Source organism: Thalassospira xiamenensis M-5 = DSM 17429, from assembly GCF_000300235.2.
GTDB lineage: Bacteria > Pseudomonadota > Alphaproteobacteria > Rhodospirillales > Thalassospiraceae > Thalassospira > Thalassospira xiamenensis.
Map to the genome: position 1 here is coordinate 71889 of NZ_CP004388.1, position 23584 is coordinate 95472.

22 protein-coding genes are annotated in these 23584 nt (G+C 54.6%); 13 read left to right on the forward strand and 9 right to left on the reverse strand.

Annotated elements, in window-relative coordinates; genetic code table 11:
- The first annotated feature begins 155 nt into the window (after nucleotides 1-155).
- The 9 genes from TH3_RS00320 (at nucleotide 156) to TH3_RS00360 (ending at nucleotide 8757) form a co-directional block, all read left to right on the forward strand.
- On the forward strand, nucleotides 156-872 hold the full coding sequence (locus TH3_RS00320; protein ID WP_007088270.1) for a response regulator transcription factor: 717 nt from the start codon (nucleotides 156-158) through the stop codon (nucleotides 870-872).
- 63 nt (nucleotides 873-935) lie between these two features.
- The gene (locus TH3_RS00325) at nucleotides 936-2594 is read left to right on the forward strand and encodes a stimulus-sensing domain-containing protein (protein WP_007088269.1); all 1659 of its coding nucleotides are present in this window, start codon (nucleotides 936-938) and stop codon (nucleotides 2592-2594) included.
- A 41-nt stretch (nucleotides 2595-2635) separates the two neighbouring features.
- The gene (locus TH3_RS00330; RefSeq protein WP_007088268.1) at nucleotides 2636-3130 is read left to right on the forward strand and encodes an HPr kinase/phosphorylase; all 495 of its coding nucleotides are present in this window, start codon (nucleotides 2636-2638) and stop codon (nucleotides 3128-3130) included.
- On the forward strand, nucleotides 3127-4062 hold the full coding sequence (gene rapZ / locus TH3_RS00335; RefSeq protein ID WP_007088267.1) for an RNase adapter RapZ: 936 nt from the start codon (nucleotides 3127-3129) through the stop codon (nucleotides 4060-4062). Before TH3_RS00330 ends, rapZ begins: the two co-directional genes overlap by 4 nt.
- Before the next feature lie 18 nt (nucleotides 4063-4080).
- A complete protein-coding gene (locus TH3_RS00340) occupies nucleotides 4081-4485 on the forward strand; it encodes a PTS sugar transporter subunit IIA (protein WP_007088266.1) in 405 nt (134 codons plus the stop codon).
- Between the two features lie 95 nt (nucleotides 4486-4580).
- On the forward strand, nucleotides 4581-4856 hold the full coding sequence (locus tag TH3_RS00345) for an HPr family phosphocarrier protein (protein WP_007088265.1): 276 nt from the start codon (nucleotides 4581-4583) through the stop codon (nucleotides 4854-4856).
- An 82-nt stretch (nucleotides 4857-4938) separates the two neighbouring features.
- Nucleotides 4939-6735 carry a phosphoenolpyruvate--protein phosphotransferase gene (gene ptsP / locus TH3_RS00350; RefSeq protein ID WP_007088264.1) on the forward strand — a complete coding sequence of 599 codons (1797 nt, stop codon included), beginning with the start codon at nucleotides 4939-4941 and terminating at the stop codon, nucleotides 6733-6735.
- Between the two features lie 246 nt (nucleotides 6736-6981).
- Entirely contained in the window at nucleotides 6982-8277 is a 1296-nt protein-coding gene (ahcY, locus tag TH3_RS00355) for an adenosylhomocysteinase (RefSeq protein WP_007088263.1), read from the forward strand.
- A 111-nt stretch (nucleotides 8278-8388) separates the two neighbouring features.
- Nucleotides 8389-8757 carry a 5-carboxymethyl-2-hydroxymuconate Delta-isomerase gene (locus TH3_RS00360; protein WP_007088262.1) on the forward strand — a complete coding sequence of 123 codons (369 nt, stop codon included), beginning with the start codon at nucleotides 8389-8391 and terminating at the stop codon, nucleotides 8755-8757.
- A gap of 20 nt (nucleotides 8758-8777) precedes the next feature.
- Here the strand turns inward: TH3_RS00360 and TH3_RS00365 are convergent, their stop codons facing one another.
- Entirely contained in the window at nucleotides 8778-9710 is a 933-nt protein-coding gene (locus tag TH3_RS00365; RefSeq protein WP_233421820.1) for a DUF294 nucleotidyltransferase-like domain-containing protein, read from the reverse strand.
- A gap of 329 nt (nucleotides 9711-10039) precedes the next feature.
- Here TH3_RS00365 and TH3_RS00370 point away from each other — a divergent pair, with 329 nt between their 5' ends.
- Nucleotides 10040-10543 (forward strand): hypothetical protein, encoded by a 504-nt coding sequence (locus TH3_RS00370; protein WP_139328272.1) that lies wholly within the window; start codon nucleotides 10040-10042, stop codon nucleotides 10541-10543.
- 154 nt (nucleotides 10544-10697) lie between these two features.
- Nucleotides 10698-11027: a DHCW motif cupin fold protein gene (locus TH3_RS00375; RefSeq protein ID WP_007088259.1), complete on the forward strand. Its 330-nt coding sequence runs from the start codon at nucleotides 10698-10700 to the stop codon at nucleotides 11025-11027.
- Nucleotides 11028-11044: 17 nt separating this feature from the next.
- Here TH3_RS00375 and TH3_RS00380 read toward each other — a convergent pair whose 3' ends face one another.
- From TH3_RS00380 to TH3_RS00390, 3 genes are all read right to left on the reverse strand, one after another.
- Complete coding sequence (locus TH3_RS00380; protein WP_007088258.1) at nucleotides 11045-12388, reverse strand: TrkH family potassium uptake protein; 1344 nt, start codon at nucleotides 12386-12388, stop codon at nucleotides 11045-11047.
- 3 nt (nucleotides 12389-12391) lie between these two features.
- Nucleotides 12392-13069 carry a potassium channel family protein gene (locus tag TH3_RS00385; protein WP_007088257.1) on the reverse strand — a complete coding sequence of 226 codons (678 nt, stop codon included), beginning with the start codon at nucleotides 13067-13069 and terminating at the stop codon, nucleotides 12392-12394.
- A 78-nt stretch (nucleotides 13070-13147) separates the two neighbouring features.
- The gene (locus TH3_RS00390; RefSeq protein WP_007088256.1) at nucleotides 13148-14389 is read right to left on the reverse strand and encodes an HD domain-containing protein; all 1242 of its coding nucleotides are present in this window, start codon (nucleotides 14387-14389) and stop codon (nucleotides 13148-13150) included.
- Nucleotides 14390-14664: 275 nt separating this feature from the next.
- On the opposite strand from TH3_RS00390, the gene TH3_RS00395 reads away from it, so the two are divergent.
- Nucleotides 14665-17175, forward strand: a complete 2511-nt coding sequence (locus TH3_RS00395) for a PAS domain-containing sensor histidine kinase (RefSeq protein WP_007088255.1) — start codon at nucleotides 14665-14667, stop codon at nucleotides 17173-17175.
- Nucleotides 17176-17213: 38 nt separating this feature from the next.
- Here the strand turns inward: TH3_RS00395 and TH3_RS00400 are convergent, their stop codons facing one another.
- Nucleotides 17214-18170 carry a 2-hydroxyacid dehydrogenase gene (locus TH3_RS00400; RefSeq protein WP_007088254.1) on the reverse strand — a complete coding sequence of 319 codons (957 nt, stop codon included), beginning with the start codon at nucleotides 18168-18170 and terminating at the stop codon, nucleotides 17214-17216.
- Between the two features lie 44 nt (nucleotides 18171-18214).
- Nucleotides 18215-18790 carry a hypothetical protein gene (locus TH3_RS00405; RefSeq protein ID WP_007088253.1) on the reverse strand — a complete coding sequence of 192 codons (576 nt, stop codon included), beginning with the start codon at nucleotides 18788-18790 and terminating at the stop codon, nucleotides 18215-18217.
- Between the two features lie 171 nt (nucleotides 18791-18961).
- On the opposite strand from TH3_RS00405, the gene TH3_RS00410 reads away from it, so the two are divergent.
- Entirely contained in the window at nucleotides 18962-19573 is a 612-nt protein-coding gene (locus TH3_RS00410; RefSeq protein WP_007088252.1) for a hypothetical protein, read from the forward strand.
- Between the two features lie 17 nt (nucleotides 19574-19590).
- Here the strand turns inward: TH3_RS00410 and TH3_RS00415 are convergent, their stop codons facing one another.
- The 3 genes from TH3_RS00415 to TH3_RS00425 all read right to left on the reverse strand — a co-directional run bounded on the left by TH3_RS00415 (nucleotide 19591) and on the right by TH3_RS00425 (nucleotide 23257).
- Nucleotides 19591-21066 (reverse strand): DUF4139 domain-containing protein, encoded by a 1476-nt coding sequence (locus TH3_RS00415; protein ID WP_007088251.1) that lies wholly within the window; start codon nucleotides 21064-21066, stop codon nucleotides 19591-19593.
- Nucleotides 21067-21162: 96 nt separating this feature from the next.
- Complete coding sequence (locus tag TH3_RS00420) at nucleotides 21163-22539, reverse strand: adenylate/guanylate cyclase domain-containing protein (RefSeq protein ID WP_007088250.1); 1377 nt, start codon at nucleotides 22537-22539, stop codon at nucleotides 21163-21165.
- Nucleotides 22523-23257, reverse strand: a complete 735-nt coding sequence (locus tag TH3_RS00425; protein WP_110252833.1) for a Crp/Fnr family transcriptional regulator — start codon at nucleotides 23255-23257, stop codon at nucleotides 22523-22525. The genes TH3_RS00420 and TH3_RS00425 overlap by 17 nt, the downstream gene beginning before the upstream one ends.
- Nucleotides 23258-23584 lie beyond the last annotated feature (327 nt).

Genomic DNA, 23584 nt, shown 5'->3' on the forward strand with positions numbered 1-23584 from the left:
TCCCATGGGGTGGAACGGCAGAAATCAGGTAGGGTCTTGGTGTCGTACATGAACAAAGCCTCAAATATGCCTCAAGTGGTTATTTTTTCGCCACAATGGGATGTATTTTGTTAGGCTTGTTTCAAATTTTAATCTGTCTAACTGACGAGGTTCAGGTGAGTAAGATCGCACTTGTTGATGACGACCGTAATATCCTGACATCGGTTTCGATGGCGCTTGAAGAAGAAGGGTATGAGGTCCAGACATATTCCGACGGGTCTGAAGCGCTGCATGCCTTGACCAAGGAAGAGCCCGATCTTGCCGTGCTCGATATCAAGATGCCGCGCATGGATGGCTTGGAGCTTCTGACGCATCTTCGCAAAAAGACCCAGATGCCGGTGATTTTTCTGACATCCAAGGATGACGAGGTCGACGAGCTGACCGGTCTGAGACTTGGGGCAGATGATTATATCAAAAAGCCGTTCTCTCAGCGTTTGCTGATCGAGCGTATCCGGACCTTGCTGCGTCGTGCCGAAATCATGCGCGCAGGCGGTGTTCGCCCGAGCGGTTCGGAAGACGTTATTCAGCGCGGGGAACTGGTTCTTGATCCATCACGCCACATGTGCAGCTGGAAAGGCCAGCATGTGAACCTGACAGTGACGGAATTCCTGTTGATTCAGGCGTTGGCAAAACATCCGGGCCACGTGAAAAACCGTGATCAGCTGATTGATGCGGCTTACGGCGAACATATTTATGTTGATGATCGTACCATCGACAGTCACATAAAACGTCTGCGCAAGAAATTCCGCGAGACAGACAAGGAATTCAAAGAAATCGAAACCCTGTATGGCGTTGGTTATCGTTACCGCGACACAGCGACTGTTGCGAGTTGAAGTCCTGAACACTCTTGTCGCAGTGCCGGGCCGATATTGGCCCGGCCAGAATTGCGGGTCTGAATGAGCGATTTACCTGCCTCGGCTGAACAGCAATCCGTGCCGCAACACGAAACCCGTGTTGCGCGGATAGAGGAACGCCACGGGCTTTTTTCCCCGTTAACCTGGCGCATTCTGGCGGTGAATGCGCTGGCTCTTTTTGTGCTGGTCGCGGGTATCCTTTATCTTGGCCGTTACAAGCAGGAACTGATCCATTCCGAACTTGAAGCCATGGCCGTGCAGGCGGAAATGTATGCTGCGGCATTGTCGACGTCTGCCGTCGGGCAGGGTGATGATGCAACCAATCGGGTGAAGCTTGAAGTCGCGCGCGAAATGGTGCGCCGACTTGTCGGGATTACCGGGGCACGGGCACGGCTGTTCGGGGCGAATGGCCAATTGATCGCTGATAGCCGCAATGTCCGGACATTTGGCAGCGGTGCGGTTCAGGCAGAAGAGCTGCCAGCACCGGGTGAAGATGACCAGCTTGCCGAAATCATGCGCAAACTGACCGAGGGGATTCTGTCGCTTTTTGAAGGCGAGCAGCCGCTTCCGCTTTATGTCGATCCCCCGGTCGCAAGTGCCAGTGATTATCCGGAAGTACGTGCCGCCCTTGCCGGATATTCACGCGGCGTGGTCCGGGTGGATAGCCAGGGGCGCCGGGTTTTGTCGGTTTCGGTGCCAGTGCAGCGTTTCAAGCAGGTTCTGGCGTCGATCATGCTGACCAAAAATGGTGATGCGATTGAAAATGCCCTGCATGCGGTTCGGCTTGATATCCTGAAAATCTTTGTTTTTGCGTTTGGTATTACGGTTCTGCTGTCGATTTATCTGGCCGGGGTGATTACGCGCCCGTTAAACCGTTTGGCGCGTGCGGCCGAACGGGTCCGGCGCAGCAAGAACCGTCAGTTTACCATCCCCGATCTTTCGGATCGTCGCGATGAAATCGGCGATCTTTCGACGACGCTTCGCGACATGACCGAAACGCTTTGGGATCGTATGGACGCGATTGAACGTTTTGCCGCCGACGTCGCCCATGAAATCAAGAACCCGCTGACGTCGCTTCGCAGTGCGGTTGAAACCGCGACCCGTCTGAAAGACCCGGAACGCCAGCGCCGTCTGATGGAAATCATTGCCGAAGACGTTCAGCGCCTTGATCGCCTGATCAGCGATATTTCCGATTATTCGCGCATGGATGCCGAATTGTCGCGTGCAGAAACCGAAGAAGTTGATCTGCGTGTTTTGCTGCAAACCCTTTGCGAGCTTTATAACGCCGATGCGGATGGCCCGCCGGTCAAGGTATCGGTGCCTGAAAACCTCATTGTGCCGGCCCTTGAAAGCCGATTGGTGCAGGTGTTCCGCAACCTGATTTCAAACGCGATCACCTTTACCCCCGAAGGCGGGTCGGTGCGGGTGCGTGCATGGCGGGACAAGGATCAGGCGGTGGTCACGGTCGAAGATGACGGACCCGGCATTCCGCCCGGCAAGGAAGAGGCGATTTTCAACCGGTTCTATACCGAACGCCCATCAGGCGAAAAATTTGGTCAGCATTCCGGTCTTGGACTTTCGATTTCCAAACGGATTGCCGCAGCGCATAACGGCGACCTGACGGCGACAAACCGAATCCTCAACGGCGAGGTCAAAGGGGCGATCTTTACCCTGCGCCTGCCGCTTGAAGAAGGTGCATGAGTTCCCCCGATTGGCAGTAATTTCTATCCGTGAGGATAGATATGCATGTTTCCGATTTGACAAGGCCGGATGACCCGCGCATCGTTTTGCCCGATATGACACAAATCCATGCAAATTGTGTCGCGCTTGGCCCTCATGCGATCCTTTTGCGCGGGCCATCTGGCAGCGGCAAATCCAACCTTGCTCTGCGGCTTGTCCGGGCTGGCGGGCGGCTTGTTTCCGATGACAGAACCGATCTTGTGGCGCATGAGGGCAAACTGATTGCCAGCGCGCCGATACAGATTGCACGATTGTGCGAAGTGCGCGGGATTGGTATCGTCCGCGGGCTTGCCCATCAGGCGGCAGGCGATGTGCGGGTTTTGTTTGATCTGGTGGCCGACCCGGCCGGGGTCGAACGGATGCCTGAACCCCGATCAGAAACGTTTTGTGGTATTTCGATTCCGTCCTGGAAAATCTGGCCATTCGATATGGCCGTCGACGCCAAGATTGAGGTCGCCTTGTCCTTGGCAACAGGTGAGATGCAGCTCGAAACATGACCGATGCAGACAATGCAATAGGACCGATGAACACCGATGGCGGCACCGGCGAGAATGGCGAGGATACGCGACTTGTCCTGGTGACCGGGGTTTCCGGTGCCGGACGAACGACGTCGCTGAAAATCTTTGAGGATTTCGGCTTTGACGCGGTCGACAATCTGCCGTTGCGGTTGTTGCCAGCTCTGCTGAGCGGGGGGACCGACCTTGATCAGCCGCTGGCGATTGGCCTTGATATCCGTACACGCGATTTTGGTGTCGATCAGTTTGTCAACATCGTCAGCTCTTTGCGCAAGCAGCCCGGTGTCAATCCGATGGTGGTTTTTGTCGACGCGGAAACCGGCATTTTGCAGCGCCGCTTTACCGAAAGCAGACGTCCTCATCCCTTGACCCATGACCGGCCACTTGTCGATGCGATTGAACATGAAAAACGCCTGATGGCGCCGATTGCCGCGACGGCGGACATGATTATCGATACCTCACGGCTTAAATCGGCCGAGCTTCGCAAGATCCTTCAGGACCAGTTTGCCATTGGCGAAAAGGATGCGATGGCGGTCTTTGTCAAAAGCTTTTCGTTCCGTCAGGGCGTGCCCGGTGAAGCCGATCTTGTTTTTGACGTTCGTTTTCTGCGTAACCCGCATTATGATCCCGAGCTTCGTTTGCTGACCGGGCTTGATGACCGGGTTGGTGCCTATATTGAAACGGATCAGGATTTCGCCGGTTTCATGGATCGGTTAAAAGGCCTTATCGGCCCTGTTCTGCCGCGTTATGCGCAGGAAGGGAAAAGCTATCTGACCATCGCGGTCGGTTGTACGGGCGGTCAGCATCGTTCCGTTTATATCGCGCGCATGCTAAACGACTGGATTGCCGGTCTGGGATATGATGTTCATCTCAGCCATCGCGACAAGCCAGATGAACCAAAACCGGGGGAGTGAATTGATGGAGAAAACTGCATGATCGGGATGGTGCTCGTCACCCATGGCGATCTCGCGAAGGAATTCGTGTCGGCCTTGCAGCATGTTGTCGGTGAACAGGAAAATATCGCCGCCGTGTGCATCGGGCCGGACGACGATATGGAACAACGCCGTGCCGACATCCTTGCAAGTGTCGAGGCTGTCGATGATGGCAAGGGCGTTGTGCTGTTGACCGACATGTTTGGCGGGACCCCGTCGAACCTGGCGATTTCCATTATGGAACAGGCCAATGTCGAAGTAATCGCAGGGGTTAATTTACCTTTGTTGATCAAACTGGCTTCGGTGCGCATCGATGGCACGCTGGCCCAGACGGTCAATGCAGCGCAGGAAGCGGGCCGGAAATATATCAATGTGGCGTCGCGCCTGCTAAGCGGCGAGGAATAAACAACAAAAACAGAAGGTCGGGCGATCGGGGATGGCCCGGATCTTTTGAAAGTTTACCGACGGGGACTTGAAGTCGGGACTAAGGCGGGACAAATATGGCGCAGACGGAAAAGCGGATCGTAACCATCAGCAATCAACGCGGATTGCACGCGCGGGCGGCCGCAAAATTTGTTAAACTTGCCGGTGAATTCGAATCCCGGATCATGGTTCGCAATCGCGGAACAGAGGTTTCGGGCGTATCGATCATGGGGCTTATGATGCTTGCAGCATCGACTGGCACGGAAATCGAGATCGAAGCATCAGGCCCGGATGCCAAAAAGGCGATTGATGCGCTTAACGAACTTGTTGATGCCAAGTTCCACGAAGAATAAGACGCAGAATGAATAGGATTTCCGCATAGGCGGGAACGGGAATTTCTGGAAACAACAAGAACGAGTTGGCAGCAAACCAGGCTTGCAAGTTCCACCAAAAGACCAGACCACAATCGATGACCAGTCGCCGTCCGACCGCCGGGTAATTACAGGGCTTGGGGCATCGGGCGGGATTGTAATCGGTCGGGCCTTTGTCATGGACCGGCAATATGTCGATGTCAGTCGCACACGTATCGATGCGGCGGCCATCCCGACCGAAACCGAACGCCTGCACAAAGGCGTTTCGGAAAGTATCGAACAGCTTAAACGCCTCAAATCCCAATCGGCCAATGTCGGCGGTGCCGCATCCGAGGAGCTTGGATTCCTGCTGGATGCCTACGTTCATATGCTCACCCAGTCGCGCCTTGTCCGCGGGGCCGAAGAACTGATCCAGACGCGCCATATGAATGCGGTACACGCGGTCAGCGAGGTCATTGATGCCATCGCGACCCAGTTTTCCGGTATTGATGATCGTTACATCGCAGCACGCGCGTCCGACATCCGCGAGGTTGGCCTGCGTCTGATGCGGTGCCTGATCGGGGAAACTGACCGGGCATTTGAAACTGCGCCCAAAGGTGCCATTCTGATCGCCGAGGAAGTCAGCCCGGCCGATATGGCGCGCCTTCAACCCGGCCAGATTACAGCGTTTGTCACCGCGCTTGGCGGGGCGGAAGGTCATACCGCGATCATGGCCCGGTCGCTTGGCATTCCTGCGATTTTGGGCGCGGCCGATATCATTCACGGGGTTTCGGGCGGTGATCTGATCATTGTTGATGGCGGTCGGGGTGAAGTTATCCTGCGTCCGACCGAGGATGATCTGGCCCATTATAGCCAGCGTCGCGAAGACTGGCGGGCGGCACGCGCCAAACTGGCCAGCCTGCGCGATGTCCCGTCGGCGACCCGCGACGGGGTCGAAATTGATCTTCATGCCAATATCGAACTGCCGATTGAACTGTCGGCGGCACTGGAAAATGGGGCGACCGGCATTGGGCTTTTGCGCAGCGAGTTCATGTTCATGAACAAGGACTACCTGCCGGACGAAGACGAACAATATGCCGAACTGGCCGATATCGTGACCCGGATGAATGGCAAGCCGGTCACGATCCGCACCCTTGATATCGGTGGTGAAAAGCTTGCGGTGTCATTGCAGGCAGAAATCGGATCCGGCCCGAACCCGGCATTGGGGCTGCGTGGTATCCGGTTGTCATTGCGCAAGCCCGAATTGCTTGAAACACAATTGGCTGCGATCCTGCGCGCATCCCTCCATGGTTCTGTCCGGGTGTTGATACCGATGGTGGTTAGCGTTCATGAAATGAGCCGGGTACGCCAGATTTACCAATCGGTCGCAAAGCGACTGCGCAAGGAAGGTCATGCCATTCCGGATGATCTGCCGCCATTGGGTGCCATGATTGAAATACCGGCCGCCGCACTTGCGATTGATGCCTTGGCACGTGAAAGCGATTTCTTTGCCATCGGGACTAACGATCTGACGCAATATACGCTGGCGATTGATCGTACCGACGATCAGGTGGCCGGGCTTTATGACCCGCTGCATCCATCGGTTTTGCGCCTGATCCGCGACGTTATCAAATCATCGCGGGATCGTGACATCCCGATCAGTGTTTGCGGTGAAATGGCCGGTGATCCGCGATATACGCCGCTTTTCATCGGATTTGGATTACGTAATCTTTCGATGTCATCGGTCAGCCTTTTACCGGTCAAACAACGCCTGCGCCGACTGGATACGCGAAATTCCGAACAGCAGGCAGCCCGTGTGATGGAACAATGGGATTCAGCACGCATCGCCATGATGCTGGATGATTTCAACGATCTTGCCTGACCGGCGATCATAATACCTAATAAATCAATCGGTTATGAAATGGGCCCATACAGCATGGGCGCTCTGACTGTGCGCGTATTTTTCCGGCATTGAAAATTCATCGAAGAAAAGACTTGAAATCGATATAAAGAAATCTTTATATGTCTTCTATCGCGAACGGGCAAACCGTCGCACAGGAATTTTCGGGCGTATCTGCAAGATCCATCTGGTCGGCAGTTGCGCTGTTTTTGTTTGATTGGAGACGACATGTCGAACTTTACCGATTGCAAGGTCGCAGACATCTCGCTGGCCGCATGGGGCCGCAAGGAAATCGCGATTGCCGAAACCGAGATGCCGGGCCTGATGGCGCTGCGTGAAGAATATGGCGCGGCCAAGCCGCTTGCCGGCGCGCGCATCGTCGGTTGCCTGCACATGACCATTCAGACTGCGGTTCTGATCGAAACCCTGACCGCACTTGGTGCAGAAGTTCGCTGGTCGTCGTGCAACATCTTCTCGACCCAGGATCAGGCTGCTGCGGCAATTGCGGCAACCGGCGTTCCTGTCTTTGCCTGGAAGGGCGAGACCGAGGAAGAATTCTGGTGGTGCATCGAGCAGACCATCACCGGCCCGAACGGCTGGAAACCGAACCTGATCCTGGATGACGGCGGCGATGTTACCCAGCTGATCCACGACAAATATCCGGAACTTCTTGAAGACATCAAAGGTCTTTCCGAAGAAACCACCACCGGTGTGCATCGCCTGTATGAAATGGCGAAAAAGGGCACGCTCAAGGTTCCGGCGATCAACGTCAATGACTCGGTCACCAAGTCGAAATTCGACAACCTGTATGGCTGCCGCGAAAGCTTGGTTGATGGCATCAAACGTGCAACCGACGTCATGGTTGCCGGTAAAATCGGTGTGGTTGCCGGTTTTGGTGATGTTGGCAAAGGTTCGGCTGCGTCGCTGCGCAGCCAGGGTGCCCGCGTTCTTGTGACCGAAATCGATCCGATCTGCGCGCTGCAGGCCGCGATGGAAGGTTACGAAGTCACCACCATGGAAGACGCTGCACCGGTTGGTGATATCTTTGTCACCACGACGGGCAATATCGACATCATCACGCTCGACCATATGCGTGCGATGAAAGACCGTGCAATCGTTTGCAACATCGGTCACTTCGATTCCGAAATCCAGATCGGTTCGCTGCGTAACTACAAGTGGGACAACGTCAAGCCGCAAGTCGACGAAGTCGAATTCCCGGATGGCAAGCGTCTGATCGTTCTGGCCGAAGGCCGTCTGGTCAACCTTGGTTGCGCAACCGGTCACCCGAGCTTCGTGATGTCGGCATCCTTCACCAACCAGGTGCTGGCCCAGATCGAACTTTGGAAAAACCACGCCAACTACGAAAACAAGGTTTATGTCCTGCCGAAACACCTCGACGAGAAAGTTGCAGCCCTGCATCTCGACCGTCTTGGCGTGAAACTGACCAAGCTTTCGAACGAACAGGCCGAATATATCGGCGTGCCGCAGGCTGGCCCGTTCAAGCCGGATCATTACCGCTACTAAGCGCAATCGCGTTTTGCATCAAAGCCGGTCCGTTCATTCGGACCGGCTTTTTTGTGTTTTGCGAAGACGCGTTCGGGTAAGAAAGACAACACCACAACAGGGAAGCAAGCCATGCCCCAGCTTGAAATCGAATATTCCGCCAATTTGCCAATCACCGAACAGCTTCGCGGGTTGGCGATCAGCCTGCATCGTGAAATTGCCAAGGCAGCCGATGCCGATCTGGAAAGTTTCAAAACACGTTTATCGCCACTTGAAAATGTCGTGATTGCCGATGGCGGGCCAAAGCATGGCATGGTGCATCTTGATGTGCGACTGTTGTCGGGGCGCTCTGACGATGTCAAACATGCCGTTGGTGCCATCGCACTTGAAACCGTGCGGGCGCATCTGGAAAATCTGGTCGGGAATTTCGATGTACAGTTTACGGTCGAAGTACATGATCTGGACCGGGCCAATTACCACAAGCATGTGACAAATGCCTGACGGCCCGATCGGGTTGGCAGTTACATCAAAAGTGCTTCATGGATCGGGTGATCGGGGCCGTAACGATCATTCATCAGTTTGATCAGCTCGCGCGAAAACTGCTTGCCTGCATCCAGCAGGGAACGGAGTTCGGTGTCACTGCGATCATTCGGGCCAACTTCTTCAAGCCGTTTGCGGACATCCGGATCGCTGAGTTCGCGCAGAAACCGGTCATAGAGTTCGAGTGCGGGAAGGCTTTTGTCACCAAAAACCGTTTGAACACGTGTGATAGGCGGTAACTGCAAAAGTTCCGATAGTTTCGCCCGTTTGCCGATATAATCACGACCTGCGGTTTCTGCGGCTGCGATAATGCCGCCGAAATAAAGCATCTTGCGCGAAAAGACGAGTTTAAGGCGTCTGGGTGCCCATGCCTTGCTGGCGTCGCCTTCGCGGGTTTTGATTTCGAAATCGACGCTGATGGTGCGGTAATAGCGGATGACGTCATTGACCAGAAAGCGTGCGATGGATTCCCGTGTAACCGTTTCGGTGACATAGTTGGCAATCAGTTCGTCAAAGAAGGCACGTTTGCCGACTTCGTTATAAAGCCATTCACATTCCAGCAGAAACAGCAGGCGGCGTGTGGTGATCGAATTGGTGTCGCCATCAAGGCCGATGCGGTTGACCAGTTCCTCGGCCGGGACATAGGATGAAAACGGGCCGTTAACGGCCGCCTTTTTGGTCACCATGGCACCAAGAATTTCGGAAACGTCACGGTGGGGGGCCAGATCACGGTCAACTTCACGGCCGATGATGAAGTAATCCAGATCCGATTGTTCTGATGCCTCGTGCCGACCGAACGACCCGGTAACGACAACGCAGAAAGCGCTGCCATGCAGCTGATTGGCGAGTGCGCTTCGCATCTCGTCGAGCCGCTTTGCGGTATAGGCCTGATTGCTGGCGATGGTATCTGGCAACAAGATTGAAATGATTCCGTTGAATGCGGCAATTAATTCAGTATCGACCTAAAGGTGAAAGATTAAAACCGGGTTTATGGGATAACTGCGGAGTCCCTTGTAAAACCGGACCGGATTTCACAATCCGGCAGAGGCTTGGCACATAATTGCCATTACTTGCCGATAAAACGGCCTTAAAGTCGAATAACCCTGTGCCATATGTCGTTTGTCGGGGCCGTTGGCCAAAAGACCTTTTGCATATTTCCCCGATTGGAAATCACCCTGGATTATGGAGAAGTCCGATCAAAAATCTTCATCGCACCCTGCTTGCCGTTCCGCTTCTTGGCCTGATGGCAATGCCTGCCTTTGCCCAGTCCGCCGACATGAAATCGCCCGAGGAGATGAAGGATATGGAACCCGATGCGTTGCACGACGGGATCGAAAACCGCCATCCATCGGCCTATTACATTCTGGCAGCCAAGCAGTTTAATGCAGGCGAACGTGATGACGCGGTTTTCTGGTTCTATACCGGCCAGTTGCGCTATCGCACGCTTTTGGGCTGCAAACCCGACCTTGCACCGGATCAGGACCCGGCATTGTTCGCGTCCCTGAACGAAACCGTCGGTCGCCCCCTTAATGGATATGCCTTTGGGGATGTGGATGAACTGAGCAGCACGATCGAGGATGTCCTTGAATGGGATGCCGCGCATGCCAATGGCTATGTCGCCAAAGCCGAATGCGAACAGGTCATTACTGCCGAGCGCGCCGGACTGGACGAGTTGCGTGAAATGATCGTGGCCAAGGCAGATGAAATCCGCAAGCAGCGCGAAGAAAACGGGCTGGAAAACCGGTAAATCATTTTACGAAGATTGATAAAAGCCCGGTCCGCGTGCCGGGCTTTGTCTTTGGCTGGATGTGTTGACGGAAAGTTTGGAAACGCGATAGCGTCATGAAATTGTTATCCGGTTCCTGGTGGCAGTTGCCCCACATATCTCTTGAAAGATTACCATGGAAATTTCCAATCTCCCGTTCGGCACGACCGACTGGTCGTCAATCACGCCAACCGAGCATTCCGGCGATACCGGCATGGCATATTGGCGCACACAGCAATTTGGTCCGATCCGGGTGCGGATGGTGACATATACGCCGGGCTATCTTGCCGATCATTGGTGCAAGAAGGGCCATATCCTGCTGTGTCTTGAAGGTGAATTGGTCACCGAACTGGAAGACGGGCGGGTTTTCACCCTTAAACCGGGCATGAGTTATCAGGTGGCTGATAACGCCGAAGCCCATCGTTCTTCAACAGAGCCGGGTGCCACATTGTTTGTCGTTGACTGAACTGACGGTTTTGGGAATTACCCCAGATACACCTGACTTGACGGATAGGAAATGCGCGGCGGAACACGACGGGCAAGGAAGAATCCCAGTGTCAGCGGGCCGACACGGCCAATGAACATGATCAGTTCGATCACGATCCGGCCCAGTGTATCGAGCTCCCCGGTCGTCCCGCGCGAAAGACCGACCGTGCCAAAGGCCGACGTCACTTCAAAGACAAGATCAAGAAAATCGCCGTCGTGGGACATGGTGATCAGAAAGATACCGCTCATGACGACGAACATTGAAATCATCGTCAGGGCCAGCACCTTCATCACTTCTTCAAGGCCGATGCTGCGCCCAAAGGCATGTAACTGATTATGGCGTTTGAAAAAGGCGATGGTTGCCAGAACCAGTACGATAAAGGTGGTGACCTTGATCCCGCCGGCTGTTGATGTACTGCCCGCCCCGATCACCATCAGAAGGATGAACATCAACGCGGTGGTATCATGAATGGACCCGATATCGACCGTGTTGAACCCGGCAGTGCGGGTTGTCAGGCCTTGAAACCAGCTGATTTGAAGTTTGTCGATCGGGCTGGCAAAAGCCCCGAGCGTGTCGGGATTGTGCCATTCAAGGATGGCAAACATCGTGACAGACCAGACGATCAGAATGGCAGATCCGGTCAGCATCAATTTGCTGTGCAGGGATAAATGACGCCAGCCGCGATGAATCCACAGATCGGAAATCACGCTGAACCCGATCCCGCCAATCAGAAGCAATGCCGGGATTGTGAGGTTGATCACCGGGTTTGTGGCCCATCGGCTCAGGCTGTCGGGCATAAGGGCAAAGCCCGCATTGTTGAAGGCCGATACCGAATGGAATACCGCAAACCACGTTCCGCGTGCCCAGCCAAAATCGGGGACAAAAACGGTCAGCAACAGGATGCCGCCGATCAATTCGCAGAAAAGCACAACGGCAAGGATCGTTTTGACCAGACCCACGAGCTGATGCAGCGATGTCTGGTTCAAATCTTCGCGCAGGAAATTGTGATGTCGCAGACCAATTGGCAAGCCAAGTGCGGATAAAACAAGGGCTGCAAATGTCATTAGACCAAGACCGCCAAGCTGGATCAGGATCAGGATCATGGCTTGCCCGAACAACGTAAAGCTTGACCCGGTATCAACCACGGCAAGGCCGGTGACGGTGACGGCGGACGTGGCCGTAAACAAGGCGTCGGAAAAGCTGATCGGATGGGTGACCGCAACAGGGAGGACCAAAACAACCGCACCGATCAGGATCAAGGCCAGATACAGGATGGCGAGCAAAAGCGGCGGTGGTATTCGGATCGGTTTTCCGGTGCGGTTCGGAAAATAAAAGGGCATGGCTCAGATGCCGTCGCTGAAGTCGCGCAAATTCTGGCGGCGACCAAGGATCAGGATCTTGTCACTGGCTTCCATCGTGACGGTCCCGGTATCACAGCCGATAAATTCCGATCCGCGCAAAATGCCCAGACAGCGCAGTTCGTGGGACTTTTCAAGATCAAGCGACTCAATGGTTTTCCCCGCCATGCTTTCCGGGACTTCCAGATTGATGACATGCATGCCATTACCAAGGCTAAGGTAATCGCGTACGGCGGGGTTATGCAGTTTCTGGGCGATGTGCTGGCCGATTTCCTGTTCGGGTAAAATGACCCGGTCGGGTTCAAGTTTGGTCAGGATGCGATGATGGGTTTTGTTGATCGCCTTTACCCAGACGGTTTTGACCCCCAGCATTTTGACATTCATCGTGCACAGGATATTGGCTTCAAGGTCTTCGCCAATGGCAATCAGGGCGACGTCATATTTATCGACCCCGGCCTCGCGAAGGGCTTCTTCATCGCGGCCATCTGCGATGATCGCTTCGGACAGGATATCCGAAAGGGCGGCGACGGATTTTTCGTTGATGTCGATGCCCAGGACGTGATTGCCACTTCGTGCCAGATCGGTCGCAACCGTGCTGCCAACGGTTCCAAGCCCGATGATGACAAAGGTTCGGTTGCGCTTCTTTTCGGTTTTGGGGGCCATATCGGTTACTCCCTTTGCAATGGATTGCCCGATGCAGCGAAATTCGCACGGCGCTTTTACGTCCGACGGACGAGCATATCAGTCAAACAGACTTGCTGCAGCAGCCTGTTGTGCCGGATCGGTCAGATTGCCGACACGTCGCAGGAACGAGTTCTTTTCCTCGTAATAGCGTTTGCCAAGATCGGCAAAGCTTTTGACCTGGGCATTGGTATTGATGTGAAATTCGCGTTTGGGCACTTTGGTTGCGGTTTCATCCATCAGGACCGCGCTGATTTCCGGATCGATAACATCGGCAACACCGTCAAGCTCGATCCGGTTTTTCAGACTGAACAGAAACTTTTTGAAAGCCGGATGGCGCTGCAAAAATGCTTTTTCAGTCAGAAGGAAATCATTGGCGGCAAAGTCGGGTGCATTTTTGACAACGAATTCGCGGCAAAGATGATCGGTGGCAAAACACATCGGGCCGAAAATGAAATTGCGATAGATGTCTTCTTTAAGCTGCCAGAACTTATCAAGGCGTTTCAGGGCATCTTCATCAAGCTTTACCGCCGCCTCAAGCAACAGGCGCGGATGACAATGGACATAGTTCGGATGCACATAGGTCTTGGTCCGGCTGATGCCTTCGAGTGTGTCGATATTGACCGGACCCGACAGCAGGCTGGCATGCGGGTGGGTCGATTTTTTCGATAACAAGGCAATGACCTCGTCCGGATCAACACCGTGTTTGACCAGAAGATGATTGACTGACAGATCAAGCTGAACTTCGCCGGTGATGATCTTTTCGGTCAATTGGTGATGGTTCAGGTTGAACCGTCGGGCAAATTCCGGTTCCAGCGTATGGGAAAACGGGCCATGGCCGATATCATGCAAAAGGGCCGCTGCCCCCAGAAGATCACGGTCGGCTTCTGACAGGCCCATCAGGCGGCAATATTGCTGCGACAGCAGGGCAACACCGATGGTGTGATCATATCGGGAATGGCGGATATTGGCCGGGCGTCCATTGGGATGGAACAGGTAATCAATGGCACCAAGGAACGAAATTTCCCGCAACCGTTCAAACGCGTGTGACGCGATCAGCTTTTTATGCAATGGGCGGTCAAAGGCCGACGCGATTTGCGAACGTTTGAAATGATAGTTGTATTGTGGCGCATCGCGAAACAGCAGTTCCCATTCTGCGATGTCATCGGCGCTGAAATTGGTGTCGAACAGATCGCGCATTTCCGGTCCCGCCGGTTTGGCCGCGGCAGACTCCTTTTGGGGCGCGACCGGTTTGGCGGCCACGCGCGGCGTAAAAAGGTCTAGCTGCGGTTTGGGACTCATTTTTGAAATGACGAGATCGTTATAGCTGTTGTTTCGACAATAGCGCAGACATAGCCCGATTTGGGGTATATGTCATCGCGGATTTTCCTGCGATCACGGGCGTTCGGCCGGGTATCGGGAAAACGTCGTGAAACAGTGGTAAAAGCAAGACGTTTTCACCATAATAATAGCTCATAAACACAAACGGTTAACAACACGTGACACGGGCTACATCCAACCATCAAAGGGGGAAAGAACCAATTGGTTCCCGCAAAGGGGGATCAAACAGGTTTGGTTTGTCCAGACTGTGGCAATGGGGATGCTATGGTCTGACGTCGCTTTTCATCGCAGCCGACCTGCATGCACAGGAAAAATTCCGTGTTGGCAGCGCACCGGAAGCCGCGCCGAACGCAGGCGCTGTACCAGACGCGGCCTCGATTTTAGGCAGTTTCGCCGATCTGAGTGACCGCGATTGGCTGGTTGTTGGTTTGGCGGCAATTGGTGGTGCTGCGATTGCCGGGGGAATCGGGTGGCGATTATCGCTGCGCATGCGCCGCCATCTTGAAGAGGCGGAAGATCACGAATCCGAATTGGCGGATTCGACCGAACAATTTACCCATCTGTTCTTTGCCGGGCCGGACCCGGTTTATTATTGGAGCCAGGCCGGCTTTGCCGAGGGGGCAAGCCCGTCGCTGAAACGTGCGTTCCAGCTTGGCAAGGATGGGCGTTTCCCCGATGTGCTTGACCAGTTGCGCGATGATGATGCCAGGACCCTTAAGGAACGGGTGCGAAACCTGAAATCCACCCACGAGCGGTTTGAGCTTTGGGTAACTGCGGTTGATGAACGCAAGTTCCACGTCACCGGGGCGATGGCACGCAAGGACCGGACTTCGCCGGTTCTGGCCCATGCGCTTTGGTTCCGTGATGAAACCCGCCATACCCGTGAACGCGAAAGCCAGTTCGGCGATTTTACCGCGCTCAAACGCGAAGTCAGCGGGTTGCGGCTTTTGATCGACAGTCTTCCGTTTCCGGTGTGGCGGCGCGATGGCGATTTGCGTTTGATTGATTGTAATGCGGCCTATGCGACCGCGGTGGAACTCGACACGGTCAAGGATGCCCTTGCCAGACAGGCGGAACTGGGCGGCGGGGTGATCCCCGATAAGGGCAAGTCATTGGCGGCGTCGGCATTGCGCAACGGCGAAACCATGACACGCGATTATCATATCGTGATCAAGGGTGACCGGAAGCTTCTGCGCATTACCGAATGTCCGTCACAAACGCCCGAAGACCTTGATGGTCTGATCGGCTTTGCGATTGATTGCACCGCGATCGAGGAACTGCAATCCGACCTGTCGCGTCATATTCGTGCCCATGCCGAGGTTCTGGAAAACCTTGGAACCGCGATTGCGATTTATGGCGGGGACAAGCGGCTTATCTTCTTTAACACCGCGTTCACCAAACTTTGGGATATGGACGAGGACTGGCTCTGGGCGGAACCGTCGCTTGATGATGTGCTGCGCCGGATGCGCGATGAGCGCAAATTGCCCGAAGTCACCGACTTCACACAGTTCCGCAATATTGAAAACCAGCGCTTTACCGATCTTCTCAAGCCAGAAGAAGATTTGATGCATCTGCCGAACGGCATGACCTTGCGCCGGTTCATTTCGCCGCATCCGTTTGGCGGACTGATGTTTGCGTTCGAGGATGTCACCGACAAGCTGGTTCTCGAAAGCAGTTACAACACCCTGATCGCGGTTCAGCGCGAGACGCTTGAAAACCTGCATGAAGCGGTAGGCGTGATCAGCGGCGATGGCCGGTTGCGGCTTTACAATCACGGTTTTGCCGATGTCTGGGGCCTCGAAGACAGTTTCCTTTCAGGTGCGCCGCATATCAGCGAAGTGGTCGAAGAAGCCCGTGATTACTGGCACGAGCGCGAAGACTGGGACAAATTCAAAAGCCGGATGGTCGCGCGTATCACCAACCACGAACCCATGAGCGGTCGTATCGAACGTGCCGATAACAGCATCATCGATTTTGCCATTGTACCGCTGCCTGACGGGGCGGTGATGATGTCTTATATCGATGTCACCGACACGATCCGGGTCGAACGGGCGCTTCGCGAACGCAACGAAGCGCTGCGGACCGCCGATCAGATGAAGTCGGACTTCATTTCGACCGTGTCGCGTGAACTGACCCGGCCGCTTGACCATATCAATGGCGAGGCAGACCGCCTTATCCCCCATCTGCAGGGCAATGTCGCGCAGTCGGTTGAAACCATCCGGGCCGAAGCCCAAAGCATGCTGGCACTGGTGGATGACATGCGGGACTTGGCAACGCTGGGATCAGGGCAGGTCGCGCTTGAACTTGATACGGTCGATCCAAGGCGTTTGTTACGTTCGCTCGAAGCACTGACGCGGGCGCGTCTGGCGGAACTTAACGTTTCGCTACGCCTTTACTGTTCGCGCAATATCGGCTGGATGATTGCCGATGAACGTCGTTTGAAACAGGCGTTGTTCATTCTGGTGACCAATGTCCTGCGTACCGCCCCCGAAGGCAGTGAGGTTTCCGTGGTTGCCCGTCGTCGGGGCGAGGATATCGATATCAGCATTTCACTGTCGGACGAAGCACCGCAACCGATGCTGTTTGAAGGATTGCGCGAGGGAGAATCACCATCTGCGCGCCGCGCACTTGGCATGGCGATGGTGCGCGCAGTGGTCGAAATCCACGGCGGCCGGGTCAAGGTCAGCCGGGATGGACATGAAATTTCCTGTATTCTGCCCGCAGGCGAAGAAAGCGATCTGGAATAACAAAAGGCGTCCATTGGTCGCCTTTTGTTCCAACATCATCAAACTTTGAACGGCACTTCCCTGCCGGCAATGAAGGCATCGATGTTATCGAGTGCCCGGAAACCCATGGCATTGCGGGTTTCCACCGTTGCCGATCCCAGATGGGGCAACAGGAACGTATTGGGCAGATCGCGATAGGTCGGCTCGATATTCGGTTCCCCGGCAAAAACATCAAGTCCGGCGGCGGTCAGTTTGCCCGATTTGAGTGCCGCGATCAGGTCCTTGTCATTGACGACATCACCGCGTGCCGTATTCACAATGATCGCCCCATCTGGCAGCTTGGCGATAAAATTGCGATTGACCATACCGCGTGTTTCCGGTGTTGACGGGCAATGCAGCGACAGGAAATCGCAATGGGGTAACAGGTCATCGATGGATGCATGATAGGTCGCGCCAAACTCCTGATCTTCGGGCAGGCGGCGACGGTTGAAGTAATGGACTTCCATATCAAAACCACGCGCACGTTTCGCGACGGCCTGTCCGATCCGTCCCATGCCGACAATGCCTAGTCTCTTGCCGGTCACTTGTGTGCCCATCAGATGGGTCGGCCGCCAGCTTGACCAGGTTGCGTTGCGGACTTCGGCCTCGCCCTCGCTGGCGCGGCGTGCAGCACCCAGAATCAGAAGCCACGCAATATCCGCCGTTGCATCGGTCAGAACCCCGGGGGTATTGCCGATGACGAAACCGTTGGCTTTTGCCGCGGCCAGATCAATATGGTCGGTGCCCACCGAAAAGGTGGCAATGATGCCGACCTTTTGGGGCAGGGCTGCAAAAAAGGCCGCATCAATCGGATCACCAACCGAAACCAGGGCGGCATTTGCGTCTTTGCACAGGTCAAGAATCTGATCGCGTGACAGCGGATCATCGCCGTCCTGCATGCGCAGATCATAACTTTCGCGTGCGCGTTTTTCGACAGCTTCCGGCAGGCGTCTGGTGATGGCGAGAACCGGTTTCATTCTGATGCATCTCCCTGAATTTTAAGACTTGTTTGTTGATTGTGTCAGAATAGCTGGCCAAGTGCGAGACGAATGCCGATTGTCGTGATGGTTAATGATAGCAGGAAATCGGCTGCAACAATGGCACTTGCCGTGGCAATCGGGACCGCCAGTGTCAGTTTCGCAATATAAACCCCGTAAATCAGCATCGCGATCACGGCAATCAACACAAATCCACCAACGCCAAGCATCGGAAACGCCGCGCCAAGAAGCAGTGCCAGCAGATAAACGCCCATCTGCAAGACGCTTGACCAGTTATAGACGGTGATAAACGCGATATAGCGATTGGCGCGGCCAATCATTGGCGCGACATGTAGCATCAGCAGCGGAAAGGCGAACCATTTCATCACATAGGCGATGGTTTCCACCAGCATGTAACGACCAACCGGGAATTCATCGGGAACCGTGTCGAGATCATGCCAGCGCAATAGCGCAAAGGCCGGAAAGACAATCACGGCGGCAAAGAAAGAACGCCAGAACGCTTCGATGGAATAATCAAAGAAAGCAAGGCCTTTGGCGTCACCACGTGCAATACGCCAGGTTCCGTAAAGTGCGCGCAGGGTTTCAGTCGACATGGTCATGGAGGGTCGTCGTTTCACATAAAATGGGGCTGATAAGCAGGACGAAAATCTTGAACAGGGATCTTAATCACAGCTTATCCCTGTTTGACCGGTCTTCACAAGACGGGTGCTTGCCCGTCTGTTAACCGGCGCACATTGGTCCCGGAATTCAGGCAGAAGCAGGAAAAAGACATGTCGGACAAACTTGCCGGATATTTGCCGCGCCTGTCATTCCTGCGGGCGACGGAACCCGGTTCGTTAACGCTCGCACGTCTTTGTCTTGAAATGGCAACCGCACTCGATAAATCCGAACGGATGGTAGCCCTTTCCCTGTTTGACGAGGCAGATCAAATCTTTGCATCCCACCTGCAAACGGCTCCGGATGCCGCCCGTGCCGGATTGGCCCATAGCCTTAATAACAGGGCAGCCCTTGAAATCGGTGCAGGACAATGGGCGGATGCAGTTGATGCCGCATGCCAGGCTGTTGAACTTCGTCGTGATCGGCTTGCAAGGTTGCGATCAGAGCAAAGCGAAGCGGCCCGGCTTGATCTTGGATATTCGCAAGGCGCGCTTGTTTTGGCACTGCGAGGGGCCGGGCAGTTCGGGACCGCGCGTGAAATATGTGGCGAGGCCTTGGTTAATCTTGCGGTGTTTGCCGGAAAGAAAAACCAGCAGGCGTTTATCCTGCTGGCCAAACTCATTTGTCTTTATACCGAACTGTGCGGCATCACCGGCGAGAAACCCGACCCGGTCCTGCTGCTGCCTCTGGCCAAGGCCTTTTATGATAGCAACCAGACCGGATAAGTGGCCGGTTTTAAAGGTTATCGGGTACTTTTTACCGACCAGCTCAGATTGACTTCCTTGCCTGCCGGGACCTCGATGGTCCAGACAATCAGGTCTGGTTGCGGCTTGGTGTGTTTGTGGTCCTCGCCGGTAACAACCCAGTCGGCCGGAACATTTTCACGGATCGTAACGGTTTCGGTGCGTTCACCGCCATTGGTGATCGACCATTCCATGTTGGCGGTGATTTCATCAGGCAGATTTGGGCGTGCCTTGCGATCAAATGCCGTGACTTTGCGCGTACCGGAAATATTGCTGGCCTGGCCAAGGCGGATGGTTGCCTTGCGTCCGACCGGGGTCAAAGACAGATTGTCTTCACCAAGGAAACCGGTCACACCGCTTTTGGACTGGCCAAAGACACGCACGGTTCCTGCGGGCCATGGGCTTTTTTCGTCCGGACCACCATCGTTTTCAATTTCGATTTCAAGGTCAGGACGGACAAATTCGGACACGTCACTTTGTCCGGCATAGTAAAGATTGGCACTGCCGTTAAAGGTGACCTTGCGGGTTGCAGGCAAACTTTGTGATGCGATCAACGGCATCATCACGACATCACCATTGCGCATCGAAAGCCCGTCGAACGGCCCATATAAATGCAGGTTTTCCATGGTTTCGCGATCCGGCGCGCCGCCACCCGGTGCGCTATCTGCCATGGCTGACATCATCATTTCCCCGCGGGCAGCCTTTGCCATCGGGGTGTAGCTGACCCGGTTGGGATCACCGGCGACCAGACGCAGCTGGGCATTGTTGATTGCCGAGCCCGTCTGATTTGTAATGCGTGCCATTGCCGAAAGGTTCAGGACATTTTCCACACTGTCATACTGCCCGACATAGGCCGTCTGCCACGAAATACCTCCCAAAAGGTAGGCAAGCGAGATGTGATCAAGTGCCGCATCCGAGCCAATGGTGGCTTCGATTGCCGGGCTGGTAGCGAAGTTGCCGGGCAGGTCGGAGATGATGATCTGTTCAACAGGAACCTGTTCGACACCATCAAGGGTGCGAACCAATGCGCCACCGTCAATCGATAGCAAAGTGCCTTCGACCAGTTCGTCATCCTTGCGCCGGATGGAAATGGTTTTGCCAACCTGATCTTGCAACAGGCGATACATGGTCGCTGGGCCATTTGCCGTATTGCGTAACGAATGCCAGACAAGATTGGCATCCTTCTGTGCGCCCATCAGGAAGGTGTCGTCCATGATGGTTTGCGGCAGGTCTTCGATCCGAAGCGTTTTTACTCCCTTGGGGATCGTCCCGTTTCGTTGCTCGGCAATCATGCCAAGATTTCCGGGGTAAACGGTCAGCTGCATTTTGCTGCGGCTTTCACCGGAAAGCGTGACAGTTTCTTCCGCTTTTTCGTCACCGGATTGGGCGGATGCCGGTTCGATGACGGGACCTGCAAAAAGGGCCGCGCTAAGAAGCGTGGCCATGGCAAAACGGTTGCGCAATTCTGATGACATCTCGAATCCCTTGTGTCGCTTGGTGCGTATTGTTCTTCAACAAGCTTTACGCGAAAAAGTGGCAGGATCAAGGACGTATCAAGATTGAGGAAGGCTCTAGTTTAAAGTTTTATGCTGAAAATGAACAGGTATCGCCTGGCTGAAACCTTTGACGTGAATTGCATCCTGTTTGGTAAAGCTGCGCATCAGGATGGATGTGGCTGAGGGTGCCTCGGACCGAAGTTTGTGGGCAAAGTTGTCACTGATAATGATGTCGGTATCAAGGGTTCTGGTCGCACGTTCCAGACGGGCTGCCAGATTGACGCTGGCGCCGATAACAGCGGGCGTAACGGCCTCGCCTTCGCCAATATCACCAACAACCGCCGGGCCAAAATTAAGGCCGATACCGATCTGAAGTGGCGTTGTGCTATCTGCTAGATCACCGTTTTGCCAGTCCCGGACATGGCTGACCATGGATTGCGCGGCCGATAACGCGTTTGCCGCCGGACAATTCATATCGTCAAATGCGCCAAAACTGGCCATGACGGCGTCGCCGATATATTTTTCGACAATCCCGCCATAGGCCCCGATTTGTGTCGTCATGATCTGATGGAATTGGTTTAACAGCCGCATCACATCCTGCGGATCGCGTTTTTCGGCATAGCCGGAAAACCCGATGATATCGGCAAACAGGATCACGCATTCCCGTCGTGCGCCAACGCGAACCGGCTCATCGCGATCTGCCAGCTGATCGGCAAGGGCCGCCGGGAAATATCGTGCCAGATTGCCATGCGCGCGTTCGGCGGCGGCAAACTGATTGATCAGGACGCGTAACCGCGAAACCATCACCGCACAGGCCAGCGTAAACACCACGACAATCACGACCTGCTCGGCCAATGCCGAAATGTCGATAAATTCCGGCAGGGTATAGGTCGTGATGATTTCGTCCTGGGTTGGTGTCCAGTCATCGCCGAAATGCTGCGAAACGATGACACCGGGCCGGGTCATCAGCCAGACAATACTGGTGCTCCATGCGGCGAACAGCCAGAACCCGAACCAGATGATAAGACGCGGTGAAAAGGTCATGATGACCAGTGCCATCATGATCATGGAGAACACAACGCCCCGATCCCGAACGACGAAGCTGTATAGCCATGCCGGATGATCGGCAAATGGGTTCAGCGGGTCTGGAACGACCGACACATAAACGATCAGGGCCGCATCGGCGATTGCCAGAATATAAAGCAACCAGCGCCAGTTGCCGCCGCGAAAGGCGACAAAAAGCTGAACCAGAACACCCGGGATGAACCAGCCCAGAACTTCCAGTAGCGAATACAGCTCACCTGTTGGCGAATCCGGTTTGGAAAACAGCAGCAGGATGAAGGCAAGCATGCATATGCGTAGAAACGCCACAAGGATCAGGCCACGCTTTTCCTCGCGGGCGACCAGTCGATCAAACAGGGAACTGGGAGAAGGATCAGCTTTTGATTGCATCGGCGAGAAGGTTTTTCAGGCCGTCTGTATCGCGGATCACCAAACGCCCGTCACGGCGAGTAATCAGGTCGCGTTTTTCAAGGTCGCGCAGCTTTTTGTTTACCGCTTCGCGTGTCACACCCAGCATAAGGCCCAGTTCCTGTTGCGACAGCGGAAGGGCGATGCGGATACCTTCCGGGTCGGGGCCACCGTGACGTTCAGCCAGCCACAAAAGGCGCTTGACCAGTCGTCCGGTAAGATCAAGGAAATTGGCGTCTTCCAAAAGGTCGCTGACCCAACGAAGGCGACGGCACAAAAGAGCCGTGATATGACGGCGGAGCGGTGCCTCGCGGTCAAAGATTTCAAAGAAATCATCACGTGAAATAAACAAAAGCCGTGTCGGGCCGACAGCACGCGCGGTTGCCGTGCGCGGCTCACCATCCAGAAGCGCGATCTCGCCAAATACCGCACCCGGGGCCAACACGTTCAAAACGATTTCCTTGCCGGTGTCTGAAACGGTCGAAATGCGGATTTTCCCAGCTTCGACAGCGTATAATCCATCGGCAGGCGCGCCTTTTTCAAACAGCAATTCACCATCGTCCATCCGGCGGACACTTGCCTGATTCGAAAGTTGGGCAAGCAGTTCGGGATCGAGATCCTCGAACAGGAAACTGCCCGCAAGAATGCGCGAGGCAATTTTGGCCAGTTGGGGTGTTGCAGTACCGGTAACGCTGTTCACTGAGTTCACTTTTGAAATGGGCGTCGTTTCGATCATCGAATCGATGCATTGCTGGGCCAAAGTAGCATGAAATACCGGCTGCATCGCAAGTGTTTTACAGCAAATTCCATTGTGACGGCAGGGGGATGGCGAAGGAAGAGCATCCAAAAAGTTCGAATTGATCCGTCTTTGTCGTGGAAAGATGGATGGCGTGATGCCGATATTGGTACCGACAGGTGCATAACATCAAACAGGCATCGGCGCGGTTAGGATTTGGGAATGTGGGTTTGCTGAACGTGGTCTAAATTATATTGATTCTAGAATATTTGACAAAATCTCCTATATTTT

Coding starts and splice junctions, on each gene's coding strand:
- TH3_RS00325 (WP_007088269.1), top strand. CDS start 936: ATGAGCGATTTACCTGCCTCGGCTGAACAGCAATCCGTGCCGCAACAC.
- TH3_RS00330 (WP_007088268.1), top strand. CDS start 2,636: ATGCATGTTTCCGATTTGACAAGGCCGGATGACCCGCGCATCGTTTTG.
- rapZ (WP_007088267.1), top strand. CDS start 3,127: ATGACCGATGCAGACAATGCAATAGGACCGATGAACACCGATGGCGGC.
- TH3_RS00340 (WP_007088266.1), top strand. CDS start 4,081: ATGATCGGGATGGTGCTCGTCACCCATGGCGATCTCGCGAAGGAATTC.
- TH3_RS00345 (WP_007088265.1), top strand. CDS start 4,581: ATGGCGCAGACGGAAAAGCGGATCGTAACCATCAGCAATCAACGCGGA.
- ahcY (WP_007088263.1), top strand. CDS start 6,982: ATGTCGAACTTTACCGATTGCAAGGTCGCAGACATCTCGCTGGCCGCA.
- TH3_RS00360 (WP_007088262.1), top strand. CDS start 8,389: ATGCCCCAGCTTGAAATCGAATATTCCGCCAATTTGCCAATCACCGAA.
- TH3_RS00370 (WP_139328272.1), top strand. CDS start 10,040: ATGGCAATGCCTGCCTTTGCCCAGTCCGCCGACATGAAATCGCCCGAG.
- TH3_RS00375 (WP_007088259.1), top strand. CDS start 10,698: ATGGAAATTTCCAATCTCCCGTTCGGCACGACCGACTGGTCGTCAATC.
- TH3_RS00380 (WP_007088258.1), bottom strand. CDS start 12,388: ATGCCCTTTTATTTTCCGAACCGCACCGGAAAACCGATCCGAATACCA.
- TH3_RS00385 (WP_007088257.1), bottom strand. CDS start 13,069: ATGGCCCCCAAAACCGAAAAGAAGCGCAACCGAACCTTTGTCATCATC.
- TH3_RS00390 (WP_007088256.1), bottom strand. CDS start 14,389: ATGAGTCCCAAACCGCAGCTAGACCTTTTTACGCCGCGCGTGGCCGCC.
- TH3_RS00400 (WP_007088254.1), bottom strand. CDS start 18,170: ATGAAACCGGTTCTCGCCATCACCAGACGCCTGCCGGAAGCTGTCGAA.
- TH3_RS00405 (WP_007088253.1), bottom strand. CDS start 18,790: ATGACCATGTCGACTGAAACCCTGCGCGCACTTTACGGAACCTGGCGT.
- TH3_RS00410 (WP_007088252.1), top strand. CDS start 18,962: ATGTCGGACAAACTTGCCGGATATTTGCCGCGCCTGTCATTCCTGCGG.
- TH3_RS00415 (WP_007088251.1), bottom strand. CDS start 21,066: ATGTCATCAGAATTGCGCAACCGTTTTGCCATGGCCACGCTTCTTAGC.
- TH3_RS00420 (WP_007088250.1), bottom strand. CDS start 22,539: ATGCAATCAAAAGCTGATCCTTCTCCCAGTTCCCTGTTTGATCGACTG.